General features: G+C 65.4%; 15 protein-coding genes. 4 read left to right on the top strand and 11 right to left on the bottom strand.

Going from position 1 to position 21,176, the window contains the following annotated elements; genetic code table 11:
- Window positions 1–241: 241 nt before the first annotated feature.
- Window positions 242–493, top strand: a complete 252-nt coding sequence (locus tag AX730_RS18855; RefSeq protein WP_157074177.1) for a hypothetical protein — start codon at window positions 242–244, stop codon at window positions 491–493.
- Here the strand turns inward: AX730_RS18855 and AX730_RS09235 are convergent.
- From AX730_RS09235 to AX730_RS09225, 3 genes are read right to left on the bottom strand one after another with little or no spacing between them, the layout of a single operon-like run.
- Window positions 471–1,478, bottom strand: coding sequence for an ABC transporter ATP-binding protein (locus AX730_RS09235; protein WP_083537822.1), 1,008 nt, complete (start codon window positions 1,476–1,478; stop codon window positions 471–473). The genes AX730_RS18855 and AX730_RS09235 overlap by 23 nt on opposite strands.
- The gene (locus tag AX730_RS09230) at window positions 1,475–3,133 is read right to left on the bottom strand and encodes an ABC transporter permease (RefSeq protein ID WP_062355191.1); all 1,659 of its coding nucleotides are present in this window, start codon (window positions 3,131–3,133) and stop codon (window positions 1,475–1,477) included. The genes AX730_RS09235 and AX730_RS09230 overlap by 4 nt, the downstream gene beginning before the upstream one ends.
- A gap of 10 nt (window positions 3,134–3,143) precedes the next feature.
- Complete coding sequence (locus AX730_RS09225; protein WP_198147113.1) at window positions 3,144–4,265, bottom strand: Fe(3+) ABC transporter substrate-binding protein; 1,122 nt, start codon at window positions 4,263–4,265, stop codon at window positions 3,144–3,146.
- Between the two features lie 260 nt (window positions 4,266–4,525).
- Between AX730_RS09225 and AX730_RS09220 the strand changes: the two genes are divergently transcribed.
- Window positions 4,526–6,070: a TerC family protein gene (locus tag AX730_RS09220; RefSeq protein ID WP_062355190.1), complete on the top strand. Its 1,545-nt coding sequence runs from the start codon at window positions 4,526–4,528 to the stop codon at window positions 6,068–6,070.
- A 102-nt stretch (window positions 6,071–6,172) separates the two neighbouring features.
- On the opposite strand, the gene AX730_RS09215 is transcribed toward AX730_RS09220, so the two are convergent.
- Both AX730_RS09215 and AX730_RS09210 read right to left on the bottom strand, forming a co-directional pair.
- Entirely contained in the window at window positions 6,173–8,929 is a 2,757-nt protein-coding gene (locus AX730_RS09215; protein ID WP_062355188.1) for a TonB-dependent receptor, read from the bottom strand.
- A gap of 301 nt (window positions 8,930–9,230) precedes the next feature.
- Entirely contained in the window at window positions 9,231–10,847 is a 1,617-nt protein-coding gene (locus AX730_RS09210) for an alpha-glucosidase family protein (protein ID WP_062355186.1), read from the bottom strand.
- A gap of 374 nt (window positions 10,848–11,221) precedes the next feature.
- On the opposite strand from AX730_RS09210, the gene AX730_RS09205 reads away from it, so the two are divergent.
- Window positions 11,222–12,712 carry an MFS transporter gene (locus AX730_RS09205; protein WP_062355184.1) on the top strand — a complete coding sequence of 497 codons (1,491 nt, stop codon included), beginning with the start codon at window positions 11,222–11,224 and terminating at the stop codon, window positions 12,710–12,712.
- A complete protein-coding gene (locus AX730_RS09200) occupies window positions 12,712–14,382 on the top strand; it encodes an alpha-amylase family glycosyl hydrolase (protein WP_062355183.1) in 1,671 nt (556 codons plus the stop codon). Before AX730_RS09205 ends, AX730_RS09200 begins: the two co-directional genes overlap by 1 nt.
- A 10-nt stretch (window positions 14,383–14,392) precedes the next feature.
- On the opposite strand, the gene AX730_RS09195 is transcribed toward AX730_RS09200, so the two are convergent.
- The 6 genes from AX730_RS09195 to AX730_RS09170 all read right to left on the bottom strand — a co-directional run bounded on the left by AX730_RS09195 (window position 14,393) and on the right by AX730_RS09170 (window position 21,117).
- Window positions 14,393–15,973, bottom strand: a complete 1,581-nt coding sequence (locus tag AX730_RS09195; protein WP_062355180.1) for a PepSY-associated TM helix domain-containing protein — start codon at window positions 15,971–15,973, stop codon at window positions 14,393–14,395.
- Window positions 15,974–15,983: 10 nt separating this feature from the next.
- The gene (locus AX730_RS09190; RefSeq protein ID WP_062355177.1) at window positions 15,984–16,247 is read right to left on the bottom strand and encodes a hypothetical protein; all 264 of its coding nucleotides are present in this window, start codon (window positions 16,245–16,247) and stop codon (window positions 15,984–15,986) included.
- Window positions 16,247–16,525: a hypothetical protein gene (locus AX730_RS09185; protein ID WP_062355175.1), complete on the bottom strand. Its 279-nt coding sequence runs from the start codon at window positions 16,523–16,525 to the stop codon at window positions 16,247–16,249. Before AX730_RS09185 ends, AX730_RS09190 begins: the two co-directional genes overlap by 1 nt.
- A complete protein-coding gene (locus AX730_RS09180; protein ID WP_198147112.1) occupies window positions 16,522–17,787 on the bottom strand; it encodes an MFS transporter in 1,266 nt (421 codons plus the stop codon). Before AX730_RS09180 ends, AX730_RS09185 begins: the two co-directional genes overlap by 4 nt.
- A gap of 48 nt (window positions 17,788–17,835) precedes the next feature.
- Window positions 17,836–19,944 carry a TonB-dependent siderophore receptor gene (locus tag AX730_RS09175; protein WP_062355169.1) on the bottom strand — a complete coding sequence of 703 codons (2,109 nt, stop codon included), beginning with the start codon at window positions 19,942–19,944 and terminating at the stop codon, window positions 17,836–17,838.
- Window positions 19,945–20,064: 120 nt separating this feature from the next.
- A complete protein-coding gene (locus tag AX730_RS09170) occupies window positions 20,065–21,117 on the bottom strand; it encodes a LacI family DNA-binding transcriptional regulator (protein ID WP_062355166.1) in 1,053 nt (350 codons plus the stop codon).
- Window positions 21,118–21,176 lie beyond the last annotated feature (59 nt).

Here is a 21,176-nt window from a genome sequence, read left to right as displayed (position 1 = left end):
CCCCGGGGCACCTTCTCCCCGCACGCGATGCGCGATGTCGGCAGGCCGGCCTCAAGCCCGCCATTCATTGCCCGGACGATGACGCGGCAGCGGCGATCGACGCATCCACATGGCGGGCCTGGGCGCGCCCTGCACCGCAGCAAACGGTTCGCCCTTCTCCTGTGTTGTCTTCGACAGTGCGGCCTCGTCCTCATACGGGCACCGAGAAACTATCCCAATGCGTCGGCAGCACGACGCGCGGATGGCACGTCAGGGCGCGCTGGCGTTCGGTGCGGTGCACGTGCCGGCGCTGTTCGCGCCGTCGAATCCGTGGATGTCGCACCGGCAGCTCTGCCGACGACAGGTAGTCGCGCCCGCAGGGCGGAACTGCATCGAATCCCGCCAGAAAATGTCGAGAATCAGCCGGTCGAGTTCGAACCCGCGCGTGGATGCAGAACTGCCGGCGTCAAGGCGCGTTGTACAGGCCTTCCCTAAGTCGATGGTGGAAACCTGACGAGCGAGGTTCCTGCCAGCGCCAGGACAAGCGTGCTGCCGATTGCCGGCGGCTCCGCCACCCCCAGGTCGATATCCACGCTGTCGCCACCCGGAAGCCGCACACGTCCTTCGAAATGAGGTCCGCGGAACGTCACCGCGATCAAGACGCCGCGCAGGCTACCCGCTGGATCCAGGCGCACGTCGCCCGGGCGCAGCAGCACCTCGCCCTGCATACCGTCCTGCAGTGCCGATGCGGGCACCAACGCGCCGCGTCCGATGAAGGTCGCGACGTCGCGATGGGTCGGCGACCGATACAGGACGTCGGGACGATCCCACTGCAACAGGCGACCCTGCGCCATCACGCCGACGCGGTCCGCCATGGCGAACGCTTCGGCCTGGTCGTGGGTGACGAACAACGAAGTCGTCTCGGCGGCCTTCAGGAGTCCGCGCAACTCGCCCGCCAGCCGGGCACGTGTCTGCACATCGAGGCTCGAGAACGGTTCATCCAGCAACAGCAGCGACGGCCGCGGTGCCAGCGCACGGGCCAGCGCGACCCGCTGTTGCTGTCCCCCGGAGAGTTCGTGCGGATAGGCACGCGCGGCCTCGGCCAGGCCGACCAGTTCCAGCAATTCCTGTACGCGCGCATCACGCGCCTTGCGCGCCAGTGCGTGGATGCCGAAACCGATGTTGTCCGCGACATCCAGATGCGGAAACAGCGCGTAGTCCTGGAACATCATGCCCACGCGTCGCTGCTCGGGCGCGAGCGCCTGACCACGCGTCGCGAGTTCGGATCCGTCGAGCACGATGCGCCCGTCCGCGATGGGCTCGAAGCCGGCGATGGCGCGCAACGCCGTGGTCTTGCCACAACCGGACGCGCCCAACAGCGCACAGATCTCGCCGCGCGACAGGGACAGCGACAGGCCCTGCACCACCACGCGCAGACCAGCCGGGCCGGGATATCCGACCACCACGCCGTCCAGCTCAAGCCAGACATCCTGCGTCATGCCGCGTGTCTCCCCATGCGATGGCCTGCACGCGCCAGCAGCACGACGGGCAGCAGGCCGGCCACCACGATCAACAGGGCTGCGATCGCGCCTTCCTCATACGCGCCACGCGCGGCATCGGCATACAGCCACGTCGCCAGCGTATCGAAGCCTAGCGGCCGCAGCAGCAAGGTGGCCGGCAGCTCCTTCATCACGTCGACGAATACCAGCAAAGCAGCCGCAGCCAGCGCCGGTCGCAACAAAGGAAGATGCACATGACGCAGCGTCGCGGTCGAGGTCCTGCCCAGACTGCGTGAGGCGTCATCCAGCGACGGCGCAATGCGCTCCATGCCCGCCTCCACGTTGCCGATCGCAATGGTCAGGAACCGCAGCGTGTACGCGATGACCAAGGCGAAAGCGGACCCCATCAACCACAGCTGCGGCGACATGCCGAACGGTGCGAACAACGCGGACAGGCCTGCGTCGAACGCACCCAGCGGCACCAGCAGTCCCAGTGCCAGCACAGTGCCTGGAATGGCATAGCCCAGGCTGGCGACGCGCAGGCTGACCGCTTCCACGACGGCCTGCCGTCGCGCACGCGCCAGGCGCAACGCCCACACCACCACCAGCGCCGCCAGCAGGGCAAGGACGGTGGCGAACACGGCCACCGTCAGCGTATTCCACAAGCTGTCGAGCAGCTGCGGCGACACGCCGGATTGCTGCAAGCGCTGCCAAGCACTCATCACCAGATGTGCGAACGGCAGCAAGAAGCCGATCGTCACCGGCACCACCGTCGCCACGAGCGCGGCGAAGGCCCCGATGCCTCGTAATCGCGTCGCCCGCGTCGGCTGCGGGCGACGCGTCGCGGCGTAGCGTTGCCGGCGTCGCCCGTGCCGCTCCAATGCGATCAGCGCCACCACCACCACCAGCATGCCAAGCGCAATCTGCGCCGCACCGGCGAGATCGCTGCGCGATATCCAGGTGGTGTAGACGGACACGGTGAGCGTCTGCACGCCAAGGAATTCGGAGGCACCGATATCGTTGAGCGCTTCCAGCAACGCCAGCACCATGCCGACGGCGATCGCCGGCCGCGCCAGCGGCAGCGCCACCCGATGGAACAGCGCCGATGCCGGCGTGCCGAGCGAGCGCGCGGCGTCCAGCAAGCCGCCTGCTTGCGTCATGAACATGGCGCGCGTGGTGAGGTAGACGTACGGGTACAGCACGAAGCCGAGCAGCACGATGCAGCCGACCAGCGATCGCGCATCGGGCAGGCGCAGGTCGCGCGGATCATCGATGCCCAGCACCGCGCGTAGACCGGCATGCAGCGGGCCCAGCGGATGCAGCAGATCGAGATAGACGTAGGCAATGATGTAGGTGGGCACCGCCAGCGGCAGCAGCAGTGCCCATGCCATCACGCGACGTCCGGGAAACTCGAACGCGGTGACCAGCCATGCCGTGCCGGTACCCACGACGCCGACGATCACGCCGACACCGGCGAGCACCCTCAACGTGTTCCATCCCGCCTGTGGAAGCACGTAACGGGCCATGTGCGACCACAGGCCGTCACTGCCACCGACGGCTTCCCACACCAGCGCGATCAATGGAGTCGCCGCGGACAGCGCGATACCGGCCGCGGCGATGCGCCATCCCGCAGGCAGCCGTCGGGCTGGCCTCATGGCGCGGCTGTCAGTTGTCGAAGCCCACGCGGTCGACCAGTTCGCTGGCCTTCTTGCGCTGGGCGACGATCTGCTGCAATGGCAGCGGATCGCTGGTCAGCTCGCCGAAGCTGGCGACGACCGGATCCAGTTCCACGCCCGCCTTCACCGGGTACTCGTAGTTGGCCTTCGCATACAGGCTCTGCGCGTCGTCCGACACCAGGTATTCGAGCAGTTTCACGGCGTTCTCGCGGTTGGGCGAGAACTTCGCCACCGACGCGCCGCTGATGTTGACGTGGGTACCGGTCGGGGTCGCCGAGGCGAACACCGGGCGCACGACCTGGATCGCGTCGCCCCACTGGCGCTGCTCGGAGCCTTCCTCGCTGTTCTTCATGCGGCCGACGTAGTACGCATTGGCGATGCCGATGTCGCAGATGCCGCCGAGGATGTCGCGCGCCACTTCACGATCGCCGCCGGCAGCCTTGCGCGCCAGGTTGGCCTTCACGCCACGCAACCACTGCTCGGTCGCGGGCTCGCCGGCGTGCGCGATCATCGCCGCGATCAGGCTGACGTTGTACGGATGCTGGCCGGAGCGGATGCATACCTTGCCCTTCCATTCCGGCTTGGCCAGGTCTTCGTAGGCGAAGCCCGCCAGCGACAGGTCCTTGCGCGCATACAGCACGCGGTCGCGCAGCGACAGCGCAAACCACTGGCCGTCGGCGGCACGCAGGTGCGAAGGAATCGCCGCGTTGAGCGCGTCGGAGGCGACCGGCTGCGTCAGCCCGCCATCGACCAGTTCCAGCAGGTTGCCGCTGTCGACCGTCATCAGCACGTCGGCCGGCGAACGCTCGCCTTCCGCGCGCAGGCGCTCGGGCAGGCCGTCTTTCACGAACACCGTGTTGACCTTGGTCCCGGTCTTCGCTGTGAATGCATCCAGCAACGGCTGCACCAGCGCGGGTTCACGCGTGGTGTAGAGATTGACTTCACCACCGCCGGCAGCGGCAGGTACCGCTGCGGCTGCAGCGGCGGAAGGCTCGGCCGCAGGCGTCTGCGGCTTGCACGCGGCGAGTGCGAACAGCAGGCTGCTGGCCACGGCGAACTTGCAGGTGAGCGCCATCAAGGACGCGGGAACGCGGTACGCAACGGGACGCATGGATACTCCTCGTGAGTGGAAGGGAGGGCTCTGGCATGGCCGTGCGCCGGCTGGAGCAGCGACCGCGATACTAAGCGCTCGACGGGAACGATTGCCACCACGCGGCTGCCTTCTTTAGTGCAATCGCATGCGCATGGACGCCTGAGCGCATGCGTTTCGCGTCAAACATGAACAACGAATTCAGGTACAGGCGCAGCCCTGAAAAGCGCGCCGCATCGCGCATGCGATGATCGAATGCCCTCCGCTACCACACGCCTTTCATGGAATGGTTATCCGACCCGACGATCTGGATGGGTCTGGCAACGCTGGTCGTGCTCGAGATCATCCTCGGCATCGACAACCTCGTTTTCATCGCCATCCTGGCGGACAAGCTTCCTCCCCACCAGCGCGACAAGGCACGCCTCATCGGCCTGAGCCTGGCGCTGTTGATGCGACTGGGCCTGCTGGCCACGCTCTCCTGGATCATGCGGCTCACGACGCCGTTGTTCTCCGTTTTCGAACATGCCTTCTCCGGGCGCGACCTGATCCTGCTCATCGGCGGCCTGTTCCTGCTGTTCAAGGCCACGATGGAGCTGCATGAGCGCCTGGAAGGCCGTTCGCACGAATCGGGCGGCAACAAGGTCTACGCAAGCTTCGGCGTCGTCGTCACCCAGATCGTGATCCTCGACGCGGTCTTCTCGCTGGACTCGGTCATCACCGCCGTCGGCATGGTCGACGACCTCGGCGTGATGTTCGCCGCGGTGATCATCGCGATGGCCGTGATGATGCTGGCCAGCAAGCCGCTCACCCGCTTCGTGAACCGGCATCCGACCGTGGTCGTGCTGTGCCTGGGCTTCCTGCTGATGATCGGTTTCAGCCTGGTCGCCGAAGGCCTGGGCTTCAAGATTCCGAAGGGTTACCTGTACGCCGCCATCGTGTTCTCCATCCTCATCGAAGGGTTCAACCAGTGGTCGCGCTTCAACCGCCAGAAGCACGCCCAGCGGCTTCCGTTCCGGCAACGCACCGCCAATGCGGTGATGAACCTGCTGGGCTCGCGTCCGTCTGGCGATACCGGCACCAGTACGCAGGATGTGGAGGCGAAGCAGGAGCCGGGGCTGGAAGCGGTCGAGCACGACATGATCCGCAGCGTGCTGACGCTGGCGGACCGTTCGGTGGCCAGCGTGATGACGGTACGCACCGACATCCAGTGGATCGACATCAGGAAAGGCACCGATCACGCCACACAGCAACTGGTGCAGTCACCGCATACCCGCCTGTTGGTCGGCGATGGCGATCTCGACGCGCTGCAGGGCGTGGTGCAGAGTCGCGACCTGCTCGCCGGCGTGCTGTCCGGCAAGCCGCTCGTGCTGTCGGACTACCTGCGCGAGCCGCTGACCCTGCCCGAGAGCACGACCGCCCTGCGTGCGCTGGAGCGCATCAAGCAGCATGCCGTGCCGTTCGCCGTGGTCGTCGACGAATACGGTGGCGTGGAAGGCGTGGTCACGGCCAACGACCTGCTTGCCGCCATTGCCGGCGATCTTGCGGACACGCGCGATGCCGACTACGGCGTCGAGCAGACGGAGGGCGGCTGGATCGTCGACGCGTCCATGTCGATGGAGGACGTGGAACGCGCCACCGGTATCGCGCTCGAACGCAATCCCTCGTACGTCAGCCTGTCCGGGCTGTTTCTGTATGCACTGGAGCGTCTGCCCGTCGTCGGCGATACCGTGCGCGCAGGCGCGTGGGAGATCGAGGCCGTGTCGCTGGAACGACGCAGGGTGGGCAAGGCGCGACTGACGCCCGTCGGTGAAGACGCCACGGAATAGCATGCCGTGCTTGCGGTGGCCTTCATGATCCGGCGCCTGCCCTGCAAAGAAAAAGCCCGCCGGCAGGACGCCGACGGGCTGGGAGAGCAAAGTGTCGCGTGATCAGAACTTGTAGCTGACGCCCAGCAGGTAGCTGCGGCCCCACTCGACGTATTCCAGCGGACGGTCCTTGGTGCCGGCGTAGGTCTGGTAAGCCTCGTTGGTCAGGTTGCTGGCCTGGAACAGCACGCTCAGGCCACTCAGCGCATGGCCGTCCGGGAACGTGTAGCTGACCTGCGCGTCGGTGATGTTCTCGCCGACCACATAGCGCAGCGTACGATTGCCGTTGAAGTTGCCGATCTCACCGATGAAGTCCGAACGGCGACGCTGGTTGACGCGCGCCTCGAACCCGTTCTTCTCGAAGTACACGGTCAGGTTGTAGACGCGCTTGGACAGGCCCGGCAGGTCGATGTCGCCTGCGCCGACGCTGGAGGCGCTTTCCGGATCGCGGATCTGGATGTTGCTGTCGTTGAACGTGGCGCTGGCCACCGCACCGAAGCCCTGCAATGCATCGCTGAACATGTCGAACGGCAGCGACGCCGTCAGTTCCAGGCCCTGCAGCGTGCCGCCCTCGCCGTTCACCGGACGCGAATAGCTGCCGGTCGGATCGACACCGATGCCCGGGTTGTTCGTGCTCGGCGGAATATCGGGCGTGTACGCGGAGAGGTCGTAGAACGGATCGGTCTGCGTGTAGATGTAGGTCTGCAGGTCCTTGTAGAAGTAGGCGGCGGCCACGTAGGCCTTGGTGCCGAAGTACTTCTCGTAGGAGACGTCGAATGCGTAGGCGCGCCACGGATCCAGCAGCGGATTGCCGCCGCTGGCGAAGCTGTTGCGCAGGCCGTTGTCCTGATCGGGACCATCGGATGCCGTCACTTCCAGCGAGGCGCGCAACTGGTCCACGCGCGGGCGCGCCACCTGCTTGGCCAGCGCGACGCGCAGGGTCTGGTCGTGATCGAAGCCGAACGCCAGGTTCAAGCTCGGCAATACGTCGGTGAAGGTCTTGCCCATGCGGATCGGTTGGGTATTGGACCCTCCGCTGAGCCTGACCGCGTCGGAAGACTGGTCGATGCGCTGCACCTGCACGCCGGCGTTGCCACGCACGCTCACGCCGCCCCATTCGGTATCGATGTTGCCGCGGACGTAAGCGGTGCTGGTCTTCTCCCTGACGTCCCAGGACTTGGCGATGAGGTAAGGCGCGATGGCATTCGGTTCGAACGTCATGTAGCGCGCGACCGCGGCCGGCACGTTCCAGGAGGGGATGTAGCCGATACCGGCGAAGCTCAGGTCGACCGGACGGTACTGCAGGTCGGAACCGATCGTCGTATTGCCCTGGGGGCCGAGATTGATGTTGCCCTCGGGCTGGCGCTTGTTCTTCTCGCGGTCGGCGTAGTTCAGGCCGACGTCGATGTCGGACATCCAGGAGAGGAACGACGGAGCGGGCAAAGACGCCCCCAGCTTGCCCGTGCGCAGTTCATCGACCACGTTCGGCACCTTGCCGTAGCCGGAGCCGTAGATCGTGCCGGTCAGGTAGAGCGAATTCGGGTCCGAGTAGTTGCGGCCGGGATTGATCTGCGAGAAGCCGTTGTTGCGGATCTGCAGTTGCAGCGCATCCAGCTGAGGCGCCGGCAGCATCTGCGTATTGTTCTCGAGATTGAGCTCGTCACGCTTGGCGCGCGACCAACCGATGTCGGCGATGATGCGCGCCTGGCCGGCGGTGAATTCGTTGTTCCAGCCGAAGGCGTTGATCTCGTCTTCGCGCTTGTTGTACATGCCGCGCACCAGCGGGTACACGTTGCCGACGGTGCCGCCGGTGAAGGTGTTGTCGCCATTGATCGACGGATTGGTGACCTGCAGCCGGCCGTAGCCGCCGTTGTAGTCGCCGATGTGCACTTCGAACTGGTTGGCCGTATCGACCTGCCTGGCCCGCGAATGGAACAGGTCCAGCGTGCTGGTCCACGCGTTCGACGGACGGAACTGCAACGTGGCCATCACCCCATCGCGCCTGGTTTCGCCGGTGCGACGAAGCGCCTTGATCCCGTCGGAATAGAACGTGCCGGCAGGCACGCCCGGACGCCAGTTGTCACCGATCGCCTGCCACGGCTCGTACAGGCCGACCTGGTTTTCCTGGATCGGCGTGGTGGAGTGCGAGTAACCGATCGATAAACCGAGGGTGCGCGCTTCATTCTGGGTGATGTAGCTGGCGTTGATCCGCTCGCCATAGGCGGACGAATCCGCGGCCGCGCCCAGTGCGTTGCGCTGGCCGCGCACGCCGATGGTACCCACCGGCGCATCGAAGCTCAGCGGACGCACGGTCTGCATGTCGATCGTGCCCGACAGGCCCTGGCCGACGAGGCCGGCATCGGGCGTCTTGTAGACCGTGACGCCCGCAACCAGTTCGGACGGGTACTGGTCGAATTCGACGCTGCGGTTGTCGCCGGTGCTGACCATCTCGCGACCGTTGAGCGTGGTGGTGGAGAAGTCGGGCGACAGGCCACGCACGCTGATCACCTGCGCACGACCGGCCACGCGCTGCGCGGCGAGGCCGGGCAGGCGACCGATGGATTCACCGATGCTGACGTCGGGCAGCTTGCCGATGTCTTCGGCGGACACGGCCTCGACGATGGAGGTGGAATCGCGCTTGACCGAGATCGCGCTCTCGATGCCGCGGCGGATGCCGGTGACGACGACGGTGTCGAGTTCGGTGGCGTCGGTCTGGTTCTGTTCGGCAGGAGCCTGAGCGGTCTGGGCCTGTACGCCGGTCGCGGTGAGCGCGATGGCGGACGCCAACGCCGCGCTCAGCAGGTTGCGCTTGAAATGCATGTTCCCCTCTCCAAGGACGTTGTATGCGATGAACCGGGTGCGTCACGTGGTGCGATCGCCCGGGTCTGCTACGCCAGGGGCAGGTGCCCCGAAACGTGCGGCCATGGTAGTGGCCTGCGCAGCTGCACAAACCGGCCTGCATACGTATTCATGCATATTTCCGCAGACCCATGTAACACGTATTCCGCCCTGAAAATCAGGCATTCGCGGGGAGCATCGTTCAGGCGCGCATGCACCAGCGCCCGATGCGTCAACGTGCTCGGACGATGTGCGCCGGACGACCCGTCACGATCGTGCGTGGTCAGATCAGCTGCGCGTAGTAGACGCCGCGCGCCGGCAACGACAGCACCGCACCGTCCAGCACGGCCGCGACCAGTCCCTGCGCATCCAGTGATTCCGTTTGCATGTCGTCGGGGAGGGACCACGTCACCGGATGCGCGGAGAGATTGAACACGAGCAGGATCCGTTGCTCATCGCTTTCGCGGATGAACGCAAGCACGGGCTCCGGTGCGTCGAGGAACCGGATGCTGCCGACACGCAACGCGGGCAGGCTTCGACGCCACGCGAGAAAGCGGCGTACTACGCTCAACACCGAATCCGGCCGAGCGTCCTGCACCGCCACGTTGATCGCACGATGTTCTGCGGGAATCGGCAGCCATGGCGTGCCGTCGCTGAATCCGGCACGCTCGCCGTCCGTCCATGGCATCGGCGTGCGGCACCCGTCGCGACCCTTGAAGTTCGGCCAGAACGTCTTGCCGTAAGGGTCCTGCAACGCCTCGTACGGCACGTCGGCTTCCGGCAGGCCGAGCTCTTCGCCCTGATACAGACAGACGGAACCGCGCAGCGAACACACCAGCGCGACCAACTGCGCTGCCAGCGCCGGCGATGCCTCGCCGTTGCCCCAGCGCGTCACCGCGCGTTGCACATCATGGTTGGATACCGCCCAGCATGGCCAGCCATCGATCATTGCGGCTTCCAGCCGTTCGACCGTCGCGCGGATGTAACCCGCACTGCCATCTTCGGTGAGCAGTTCGAAGCTGTAGCCCATGTGCAGGCGCTGGTCGGTGACGTACTCGGCGGTGGTCGCCAGCGAGTCCTCCGACGAGATTTCGCCCAGCGCGGCCGCGTCCGGATAGCGATCCAGCAATCCACGCAGCCGCTCCAGGAAGGCGATGTTCTCCGGCTGCGTGTTGTTGTGGTAGTGGTACTGGTAGGCGTAGGGATTGTCGGGACTGAAGCCACGCCCCACGCGCTTTTCCTTCGGCTTGGGTGGGTTGTCGCGCAACTGCGCGTCGTGGAAGCAGAAGTTGATCGCATCCAGCCGCAGACCATCGACGCCACGGTCCAGCCAGAACTGCACATTGTCGAGCGTGGCCTGCTGCACCGCCGGGTTGTGGAAGTTCAGGTCGGGCTGGCTGGCAAGGAAGTTGTGCAGGTAATACTGCTCGCGGCGCGGTTCCCAGCGCCACGCGACGCCGCCGAACAGCGACATCCAGTTGTTGGGCGGCGTGCCGTCTTCCTTCGGATCGACCCACACGTACCAGTCGGCCTTCGGATTGTCGCGGCTCTCGCGGCTTTCCTTGAACCAGGCATGGTCGACCGAGCAGTGGCTGAGCACCTGATCGATCATCACCTTGACGCCGAGCGAGTGCGCCTTGGCCAGCAGACGGTCGAAATCGGCCAGTGTGCCGAACAGCGGATCGACGTCGCGGTAGTCGGCGATGTCGTAACCGAAGTCGGCCATCGGCGACTTGAAGAACGGCGATATCCAGATGGCATCCACGCCCAGGCCGGCGATGTAGTCGAGCTTCTCGACGATGCCCGGCAGGTCACCTACCCCGTCCCCGTTGGTGTCCAGGAAGCTGCGGGGGTAGATCTGGTAGATCACCGCGCCACGCCACCAGTTGTTCTTCGTCATCGATGCACCCGTCGCAATGCGTAGCGAACCCCTCCGGTGCGCTCGGCGGGCGCCACTATTCCACGCCGCATCGGGATGCGCGCAGGCCGGTCGTCATCGGTGCGCATGAATACGTATGCAGATGGCGGCGGGCGAAGGCTCCGCATCACTCGGCGACTGACGCGCGTGCCACGACACTCTTCGGCCGAAACGCAGATGTACCAATGGTTTTCCGCACCTGGGCGCCGCGCGGCGACGCGCGGATGCGGCGCCCGCCGCTCGCCTGCGTTGTTTGCGGTGCAGCATGGAATCGGCCGCGCATGTCGGCAAGATGCCGCGACGCTCGCCAACGCGTGCGCGCACTTCGACCGCATCGCACGACCAGGGAACCCCGAATGACCGCCAAGCCCCGCCTGTCCTTCTGGCAGATATGGAACATGTGCTTCGGGTTTCTCGGCATCCAGTTCGGCTTCGCGCTGCAGAACGCCAACGTCAGCCGCATCTTCCAGACGCTCGGTGCGGACATGGACGACGTGCCCGGCCTGTGGATCGCAGCCCCGCTGACCGGACTGATCGTGCAACCGATCATCGGCCACTTCTCCGACCGCACATGGACACGCCTTGGCAGGCGCCGCCCCTACTTCCTATGGGGTGCCATCTTTTCCACGGCCGCTTTGCTCGTGATGCCCAACTCGTCCGCGCTGTGGATCGCGGCCGGCACGCTCTGGATCCTAGATGCGTCGCTCAACGTATCGATGGAGCCGTTCCGGGCGTTCGTCGGCGACCAGTTGCCGCCCAGGCAACGGCCCACCGGCTACGCCATGCAGAGCTTCTTCATCGGCGTGGGCTCTGTGGTGGCCAGCATGCTGCCGTGGCTGCTGGCGAAGGCGGGCGTGTCCAACACGGCCGCGCCTGGACACGTTCCCGATACGGTGACCTACGCCTTCTATTTCGGCGGTGCCGTCCTGCTCCTTGCGGTCCTGTGGACCGTCGTCAGGACGCGGGAGTATCCGCCGGAGCAACTGACATCCTTCGACGATGCTTCGCCTTCCGGCGTTGCGCTGGACACCGAGATCGATCGCGACCGATCACGCAGAGCGTCCATAGGGTGGTTGATCGCCGGCCTGGCCGCGATCGCGGCGGTGGCCTGGTGGCAGCTAGACCGCCTGCTCTATGTGCTGGCAGGCGGTATGGCGGCCTATGGCTTGGCATTGCTCCTCGCCAGCACGTGGCGGGCGAACAACATGTTCACCTCGATCATGACCGATCTGCAGACCATGCCCGACACCATGCGGCAACTCGCGGTGGTCCAGTTCTTTTCGTGGTTCGCGCTGTTCGCCATGTGGATCTACACCACCGCGGCGATCACCGGCGTGCATTACGGCACCACCGACACCTCATCGGCCGCGTACAACGAAGGCGCAAACTGGGTCGGCGTGCTGTTCGCGGCCTACAACGGCTTCGCTGCGCTCGCCGCGATCCTGATTCCCTGGATGGTGCGCGCCGTCGGCCTGCGCATGAGCCACCTCATCAATGTCTCGCTGGGTGGACTCGGCCTGCTGTCGCTCATCCTGATCCGCGATCCCCAATGGCTGCTGCTATCGATGGTCGGCGTGGGTTTCGCATGGGCCTCAATACTCTCGCTGCCTTATGCCCTGCTGTCCGACAGCCTGCCGGCGCAAAAGATGGGCGTCTACATGGGCATCTTCAATTTCTTCATCGTCATCCCGCAATTGGTAGCGGCCAGTGTCCTCGGCTTCCTGCTGAAGGTTTTCGCCGGTGGTCAACCGATCTACGCGCTCGCCATCGGTGGCGTCAGCCTTCTGGTGGCCGGCGTGTTCGTACTGCGCGTGAAAGAACCACGATCTGGCCCGGAGGCCGCCTGATGCGAAAGCTTGCCCTCGCCACCGCCGTCTCGATCCTGCTCTTTCTGCCGGCTGCGGCCATCGCGGCGGACGATCTCTACGGCACCACCGAGCCATTCGCGAAGGAAGCGATCTACTTCGTGCTGACCGACCGCTTCGTCAATGGCGATCCGTCGAACGACCATCGCGACCAGGGCGGCAAGCACCCGACGTTCGACAGGCCCACGCCGGGCGCACCGGCAGGCCAGACCGACAACGTCGGCTACCTCGGCGGCGACTTCAAGGGTGTACTCGACAATGCCGGCTACATCCGCGACCTCGGCTTCACCTCGGTATGGGTCACGCCGATCATCGACAACCCCGACGAAGCCTTCACCGGCGGCGAGGAAGTGAAGTGGGCCGGCATGTTCACCGACCGCGGCAAGACCGGCTACCACGGCTACTGGGGCATCAACTTCTACACGCTGGACGAACACCTGCCCAGCGAAGGCCTGGATTTCGCCGGCTTCACCCGTGGCATGAAGGAACAGAAGCTGGACGTGGTGCTCGACATCGTCGGCAACCATGGCTCGCCCGCGTATTCGATGCCGACGATGCAGCCGCAATACGGCAAGGTCTGGGACAAGGATGGCAAGCTGATCGCCGACCACCAGAACGTAAATCCAGACAAGCTGCAACCGCGCAGCAAGCCGATGCACGCGTTCTACAACACCGGCGGCGGACTGGCGCAGCTGTCCGACTTCAACGAACACAATCCCGCGGTGATGGAGTATCTGGTCGGCGCCTACGAACAGTGGATCGACCAGGGCGCTGCCGCGTTCCGCGTGGACACCATCGCCTGGATGCCGCATGCGTTCTGGAAGGAGTTCGCCGACCGCATCCGCGCAAAGAAGCCGGGCTTCTTCATGTTCGGCGAGAACTTCAACTACGACGCAGCCAGCATCGCCGGCCATACGTGGACGCGCAACGGCGGCTACAGCGTGCTGGACTTCCCGCTCAAGGGGAAGCTCACCGAGGTGTTCGAGAAACCGGGCACCAGCTATGAGGAGATCGGCAAGGCGCTGTATCTGGAAGATGGTCCGTACGCCAATCCGTACGACCTGATGACCTTCTACGACAACCACGATATGGCACGCATGAATGCGCCCGATGCCGGCTTCATCGACGCGCATAACTGGCTGTTCACCGCGCGCGGCATCCCCGTCGTCTACTACGGCTCGGAGATCGGCTTCGAACGTGGCCGCGCCGAACATGCCGGAAACCGCAACTACTTCGGACAGGAACGCATTGCTACCGCATCACAGAGCCCGATCTTTGCCCCGCTCAAGCGCATCGCGGCGCTGCGTCGTGACACGCCAGCGCTGCAGCGCGGCCTGCAGCTCAATGTGCGATTGAAGGGCGACCAGGCGGTCTTCTACCGCGTCCTGCAGCATGAAGGCGTCACGCAGACCGCCCTGGTGCTGCTGAACAAGGCGGATACGCCCGCCAAGCTGTCGGTGTCGGAATACCTGGAGCCAGGCGAGTGGCGCGATGCATTCAGCGGGAAGCGGCAACGGGCACGCAACCGCCTGCAGGCGGACGTGCCGGCGCACGGCGTACGTGTCTTCCTGTTCGACAAACCGCTGACGCGCGCCGATACGCGCGAGCGATTGCAGGAACTGATGGCGCGCAAATCCACCGATCCGTCCTGAAACAGCGCACCTAGACCTTGGCGGGCAGCGTCCACACGCTGTTCGCTTCACCCGTGGCGGCGCGTCGCGCGGTCAGGCGCGCAAGCCAGGCGAAGCCCATCGCCATCGCCAACGCGCCCAGGTCGATCGCGAACAAGGCGGTGTGACCGATCGCGGCGCTCTTCCACAACCACGCGCCCGTGGCCAGGCCGTGCGCGAGTGGCACCAGCGCAGTGACGATGGCCGCTGCCCAGAGCAGTTCAGTCGCCGCCCGGATCGGCGCGCGCAGGACCGCCCATGCCACGCAGAGCGCCCACGTGCCGAAGCAGGCGACCTTCACCCCGACATCGACGGGGATAGCCCAGGCAGCGCCCTTCGCCTCGAACACCTGCGCCGCGACGAACGCCGCCGAAATCGCCACGCAAACGCCGATGCAGACCCCGACCGTCGCCTTGGCCATCGCGACTTGCGCCCTGCCCTGCGCTTCCTGTCGCCGCTTGCGCCGGGATTCGATCCACAGCAGGTTGCCGGAATAGAAAAGGAACGCGCCACCGATGCCGAGCAGGAAGTACAGCCACTGCACCCAGGCATTGCCGTACTCACCGAAGTGCAACAGGTAGGTGATCGAGAGCGTGGCGTGGTTGGCGTCGCGGTTTCCGGGCAACTGGCTGGCGACCAGCGCACCGGTGTTGGCGTTCAGGGCGACCGCGCCCAACGCACCCAGCGTACGCGGCGATTCGCCGGTGATCTCGACCACCGCGTTCGCATCGCCGGCATGGGTCAGCTTCATGTAGACCGGCTCGAACGCCTGCAGGCCCTGCTTCTTCGCCTCTTCCTGCGCGCGGGCGTGCCACATCGCCAGTCCACCGAGCGGTTCCGGCTTTCCCGCTGCGGTGAGCGACGGCGCGGTATCGAGCGCGACCGGCATCGCCTCCAGCAGCTTGCCGCCGTAGATCAGCGGGTTGAGCGCCAACGCAAGCAGCAGGCTGAGGCACAGCAACGCACCGGTCATCGCGAACATCACGTGCATCGGCAGGCTGAGCACGCCGATCACGTTGTGTGCGTCCTGCCAGAAACGCTTGAGATTGCGGCCGGGCCGTAGCGCGAACAGGTCGTCCACCAGCTTCGGCAAGTGGATCACGATGCCGGACACCAGCGCCACGCCGTACAGCAGGCTGACGATGCCCATCAGGTAGATGCCCACCACCGGGATGCCGAGCGAGTAATGCAAGGCATTGACCAGTTCGGACAACGCGGCGGCAGGCGGCTCGGTGGTGCCCTGCAGGACATCCGGCGTGGCGTAGTACCAGGTGCCTTTCGCGTCCGGCCAGTAGACGAGCGGCTGCGCGGATTCTTCGCCCGGGAACAGCATGCCGATCCAGTTCCGCGAATCGGGATGACGCGACAGCGTTTCATCCAGCAGATGCTGCGCGTCGTCCAGCGTTCCGACTGGCTGGCTGGCGCCATGCGGCGACTGCCAGACCATCAGGTCGTGGTGGTAGATCGTGATCGCGCCGGCGTAGAACGCGACGAACAACGCGAACCCGGCCACCAGGCCGACCCAGGTGTGCAGCGTGGTGAACGTACGCAGCGTGGCGGATTTCAGCTTCACGGCAACACTCCTACTGCACCCACTGCAGGTAGCGCAGCAGCGTGAGCATCCCAAGGCCGGCAACGGATATCGCGCCGTAGATCCACCACGCGCGTGCACCGCTGCGGAACTGGAACGCCAGGCAGAAGAGGCCGACCCAGACCGGGAAGAACACCAGTCCGCCCGCGACCAGCGTGGACTGCCATGGCCCCGGCAACACCCAGCTGACCAGGCCCACAAGCACCGCGGACAGGAAGAACCCCGGGACAATGCCGGCCGTCGCGCGCGCCCACATCAGCCATCGCTCCGCACATCGCCGCCGATGCGGATACCGGCCATGTAGGGCAGCGCCATCATCGCCAGCATCCAGGTGCCGAGCATCGCGCAGGATCCCGCACCAGCACCCAACACGCGCATCCACACCACCCACGACGCGATCGCCAGCAACGCGCCACCCCAGCGACCGGCGCGGCCGACGCGACGCCAGGACGTCCATCGGCAATGCCGCGAACCGGCATACAGCGCCATGGCGGAAAGAACCGCCAGTACCACGGCAAGAAGGCCTGACATCATGATCGGGACCACCACAGGAAGGTACACACCAGGGTAACGCCCATCACGGGCACCGCCGCGAACGACATGGCCGACAGCAGGTCGTCGGCCAGCAGGAACTGGGAAATGCCGCCGGATAGTACCGGCCCGAGGGCGCAGAAGGCGGCGATGACGAAGCTGTAGCCCGCGAACGCGCGCGCGCGCAGTTCCACCGGTGCCAGGTCCTGCAGCATCGTCGGGAGCAATGCATTCGCGACACAGGTCGCCAGCAGGAAAGCGCCGACCAGCGCCAGCGCCACGGACACCGACGTGGCGACGGCCAACAGGCCAGCACAGGGAATGGCAATGGCCGTCGCCACACCCATGATCGCCGGCCTTCCGCGTGCGCCGAAGCGGGATCGCAGCGCACGATCCACCCCCCATGCGATCAGCAGGCTGGCCATGTTGCCGACCAGGATCAGCATGCCCAACGTGTGCCCGATGGCCTCAAGGTCGGCGGAGAAACGGCGTACCAGTGCCATCGCCGCCATCGGCGTGACCGCCTGCACCGCCACGGCGACGCCGCCGGCCGCACCGATGAACAGCAGTACCTGCCACAGGTTCGCGCGTACGAACGCCAGCAACGAAGCAACCTGCGGCGCGCTGTCCGTCACCACATGCCGCGGCGGATCCCGGGTGAAGCTGCCGGCCAGCAACAACGGCAGGCCCGCCAGTGCGAGCACCAGCATCGCCTTGCGCCATGGATCGTGATCGGCAAGCCAGCCGATGCCGCCCAATCCGGACACCCAGTGCAGCAGGTCGCCCCCCAGGTAGAACCCGGCGCTCGCACCTGTGGCCATCAACGCCGCAAACCCCAGGTTCGCACCAACCCGCCATCGCTCGCCCACCAGGTCCGGGATCAGCGAATACACGATGGGAATCATCGCGAACTCGGTGATCCCGGCGGCCGCACGCCCGACGAAGAACAGCGGAAAGTTGGGTGCCAGCGCCCCCAACAGCGTCAGAGCCGTCCATGCGGCGATCAGCCCCAGCAGGATCGTCTTCCTCGAATGCCGATCGGCGAGGCGCGCCAGCGGCATCGCCAGCGCGCTGGCGATCAGGATGCCCGCGATACCGTGCAGCGCGCCGATGACGGCGTCACCGACGCCGAACGTCTCCCGGATCGCCGGCGACAGGATCGACTGCAGCCCGCGGTCGCTCATCTGCACGCCAGCGGTGACGCCGAGGAAGACGACCGTGGCGAGGCCGGCCCAAGGCCATGCCGCCCGGGGCCGGGTCGGCATGGCGAGCGCTTCATTCATGCTGGTGGGTTACCGGTCTGCGACCCGTGCTTACCAGTTGTAGCGGGCCGTGGCGGTGATCGTGCGCGGATAGCCGTAGTAGCACCAGTCCGCCGTGTTGCAGGTGCTGATGTACTGCTTGTCGCTCAGGTTCTGCACGTTCAACTGGAAACGCCAGTAACCGAAGTCGTAATGGGCGGACGCGTCGAACAGTGTATGCGAGGGCGCGCGCCAGACGTTGGCCGCATCGCCGTAGTGATCGCCGACATAGCGGACGCCTGCGCCGAAGCCCAATCCGGACAGTGCACCGCTGGTAATCGTGTAGTTGCCACCGAGCGAAGCCGACTGTTTCGGTTGCAGCGGAATCTGCTTGCCGAGTTGGCTGGCTTCGGTGGTTTTCGTCGCCTCGGAATCGATGTAGGCATACGCGCCGTACACACTGATGTTGCGCGCGATGTTCCAACGCCCCTCGAGCTCGACGCCGCGCGAGGTGTACTGACCCTGCTGGATCGTGAAACCGGCGTTGACCGGATCGACCACATTCACGTTGTTCTGCTTGATTTCGTAAGCCGCCGCCGTGAGCAGCACGTTGCCGCTGGCCGGCTGATACTTCACGCCGACTTCGACCTGCTCACCAGTGCTGGGGTCGAAGACCTTGCCACCGCGCGCAGGCGCTTCCGTGCCGTTGATCACTTCGAAGGACTGGCCCCAGCTGACATACGGCGCGAAGCCATTGTCGAACAGGTAGGTCACGCCGACCCGGCCGGAGAATTGGTCGTCGCTCTGGCGCGACCCGTTGGTATCGGTACCCACCCAGTCCTGTCGACCACCGATGGTCAGCAGCCAGTGGTTGATCTTGATCTGGTCCTGCAGATACAGGCCGAGCTGCCCGGTCTTCTGCAGCGTGTTGCCAGTGAACGTAGGTACCACGTTGGGCATCGTGCCGTAGACCGGGTTGAAGGCATCCAGCCCGGTCGCGTTGAAGCCGAACCCGTAGCTGTAGTCGCTCTCCAGCCGACGATAGTCCAGTCCCGCCAGCAGCGTATGCTCGGCCGCGCCGGTGGCGAAACGCCACTGCATGTTGTTGTCGATACCGAACGTCTTGGCGTTTTCCTTGATCGACCACGTGTAACGGTACAGCGTGCGGTTGTCGCCCAGATAGCCCCATGGCACGACCATGACCGTCGGATCGACCTTCGAATCCTCGAAGCGCACGTTCTGCTGGAACACCGTGTCGCCACCGAAATCGTGGCGGAAGTCATAACCGATCGCGGCGATGGTCTTGACGTAGTCGTTGGTGTTCGGCTCGCCGGTGTACAGACTGGGCTTGATCTGACCGTTCGGATTGGGCAGCAACGTGCCGACCGACGGCAGGAAGCCCGCGCCGTTCTTGGTATCGGCCTTCTGCCAGCGGGCCAACACGGTCAGCTCATTCGCTTCGTCCGGCTTCCACGTCAGCGCCGGAGCGAAGTAGTAACGGTCGTCCTGGATGTAGTCGACGAAGTTGTCGCTGTTGCGCGCTAGGCCAGTGAGGCGATACAGCAGCGTACCGCTGTCATTGAGTGCACCACCGACGTCGAACGCGACCTGCTTCATGTCATTGCTGCCGACCTGGACTTCGACTTCATTCGCCATGTCGGCATCCGGACGCTTGGTGACGTAATTGACCAGGCCGCCGGGGGGCATCGCGCCGTAATTGACCGACGACGGTCCCTTCAGCACCTCGATGCGTTCCATCCCGTAGGGCTCGATACGGGTCTGGCCGCTCCAGGTGCCGGTCGGCAGCGCCAGGCCATCCAGGTAGCGCGCAGGCTGGAAGCCACGAACCAGCAGCCACTCGCTACGCGTATCCATGCCGTATACGCCGCCCGACGCGCCGGCGACGTACCACATGGCTTCATCGACGGCGTGCAGGCCGCGATCCTGCAGGTCACGCGAGGTGATGATCGAGACCGACTGCGGCACCTCGGCCAGCGGCGTGTTGGTCTTCGTGGCGGTGCCGGTGTCCTTCGGGATAGGTGCCTGCACGCGGACGGTATCGAGCGTCGTGGCATCCGATTCGCTGGATTGAGCGCTCGCCATCAGGGGGGCCGCCAGCGCGATGGCCACGGCGAAACTCAGGGGACGACGAAGGGCGGCGCGACGGGGAACAGAGGTCATGGGGACGGCTCGGCAACGGCCGGCGCCCCTGCCGCCGCCTACCGGTCGACATCGGGCCACGGGCAGCACCCGCACCGACCTAAAACAAGAATGATTCTTATTTTAGGTCGCCCACCGTGCTCAGGCAACTGGTTTGCCGGTAGACCCTCTCAATGTGAGCCTGACCGGGATGGTCTGGCTCTCCACGGGCTCCCCGTGGATAAGGGCCAGCAGTGCCTCCACCAGCAGCGCCCCGGCGCGCTTGGTGTCCTGCTGGACCGTGGACAGACCCGGGGTCATGAAACTGGCCAGCGGGATGTCGTCGAAACCGGCGACGGCCACGTCTTCAGGCACCCTCAGCCCGCGTTCCAGCAGCGCCTTCATGGCGCCGACCGCGATCAGGTCGCTGGCCGCAAAGACTGCATCGAAGGCAACACCCCTCGCCAGCAACTCACTGGCGGCCTCATGTCCCGACTGTTCGGTCGTGATGGCATCGATCTGCAACGCAGGGTCCGCGATCAACCCCATCGTCTCGATCGCGTGCCGATGTCCCAGGTAGCGCTCGAAAAACTCGGGGTAGTGATTGGACGCATGTCCGAGGAACGCGATCCGGCGCCGTCCCTGCGCCAACAAATGCGCCGTGATGTCATGCCCGCCCTGGGTGTTGTCGCAACCGATCGATACTCCCGGCGTATCCGCCTGCACCGCACCCCAGCGCACGAAATGGGTGCCCTGCTCCACCAGCCTTTCCAGGCGCCCGCGCGATTCCAGGTAGTCGCCGTAACCCAGCAGGATGATGCCGTCGGCCTTCTTGCTGTCCTCGTAGTCGGCCTGCCAGTCGTTGGACAACTGCTGGAACGAAATCAGCAGGTCGTAACCACGCAGCGCGCAGGCTCGGGTGATGCTGCCCAGCATCGACAGGAAAAAAGGATTGATCGCCGACTCGTCCGGCGTCGGGTCTTCGAAGAACAGCAACGCCAGGGTGCCGGAATGCTGCCGGCGCAGGTTCGACGCGTTCTTGTCGACCTTGTAGTTCAGCTGTTCGGCGATGGCCAGGATGCGCTTGCGTGTTTCCTCGTTGACCATCGGACTGCCGCGCAGGGCGCGCGACACGGTGGGCTGGGACACGCCTGCGAGGTGGGCGATGTCCAGCGAGGTGGCCTTTCCCTTGATGGGCGCGATCACGGATGGCATCTGTGGCGAACGACAGGAGCCATGATGATGACACGGCGTCCGGCCAGACGGACAACCGT

The sequence above is a fragment of the Pseudoxanthomonas mexicana genome (assembly GCF_001556105.1).
GTDB classification, from domain to species: domain Bacteria; phylum Pseudomonadota; class Gammaproteobacteria; order Xanthomonadales; family Xanthomonadaceae; genus Pseudoxanthomonas_A; species Pseudoxanthomonas_A mexicana_A.
This window is presented reverse-complemented; position numbering and strand designations above follow the sequence as displayed.

Excerpts from the sequence above, each read along its gene's own strand:
- AX730_RS09215 (WP_062355188.1), bottom strand. The coding sequence starts at position 8,929 with ATGCATTTCAAGCGCAACCTGCTGAGCGCGGCGTTGGCGTCCGCCATC.
- AX730_RS18855 (WP_157074177.1), top strand. The coding sequence starts at position 242 with ATGGCACGTCAGGGCGCGCTGGCGTTCGGTGCGGTGCACGTGCCGGCG.
- AX730_RS09185 (WP_062355175.1), bottom strand. The coding sequence starts at position 16,525 with ATGATGTCAGGCCTTCTTGCCGTGGTACTGGCGGTTCTTTCCGCCATG.
- AX730_RS09225 (WP_198147113.1), bottom strand. The coding sequence starts at position 4,265 with ATGCGTCCCGTTGCGTACCGCGTTCCCGCGTCCTTGATGGCGCTCACC.
- AX730_RS09180 (WP_198147112.1), bottom strand. The coding sequence starts at position 17,787 with ATGCCGACCCGGCCCCGGGCGGCATGGCCTTGGGCCGGCCTCGCCACG.
- AX730_RS09235 (WP_083537822.1), bottom strand. The coding sequence starts at position 1,478 with ATGACGCAGGATGTCTGGCTTGAGCTGGACGGCGTGGTGGTCGGATAT.
- AX730_RS09190 (WP_062355177.1), bottom strand. The coding sequence starts at position 16,247 with ATGTGGGCGCGCGCGACGGCCGGCATTGTCCCGGGGTTCTTCCTGTCC.
- AX730_RS09170 (WP_062355166.1), bottom strand. The coding sequence starts at position 21,117 with ATGCCATCCGTGATCGCGCCCATCAAGGGAAAGGCCACCTCGCTGGAC.
- AX730_RS09230 (WP_062355191.1), bottom strand. The coding sequence starts at position 3,133 with ATGAGGCCAGCCCGACGGCTGCCTGCGGGATGGCGCATCGCCGCGGCC.
- AX730_RS09175 (WP_062355169.1), bottom strand. The coding sequence starts at position 19,944 with ATGACCTCTGTTCCCCGTCGCGCCGCCCTTCGTCGTCCCCTGAGTTTC.
- AX730_RS09210 (WP_062355186.1), bottom strand. The coding sequence starts at position 10,847 with ATGACGAAGAACAACTGGTGGCGTGGCGCGGTGATCTACCAGATCTAC.
- AX730_RS09220 (WP_062355190.1), top strand. The coding sequence starts at position 4,526 with ATGGAATGGTTATCCGACCCGACGATCTGGATGGGTCTGGCAACGCTG.
- AX730_RS09205 (WP_062355184.1), top strand. The coding sequence starts at position 11,222 with ATGACCGCCAAGCCCCGCCTGTCCTTCTGGCAGATATGGAACATGTGC.
- AX730_RS09200 (WP_062355183.1), top strand. The coding sequence starts at position 12,712 with ATGCGAAAGCTTGCCCTCGCCACCGCCGTCTCGATCCTGCTCTTTCTG.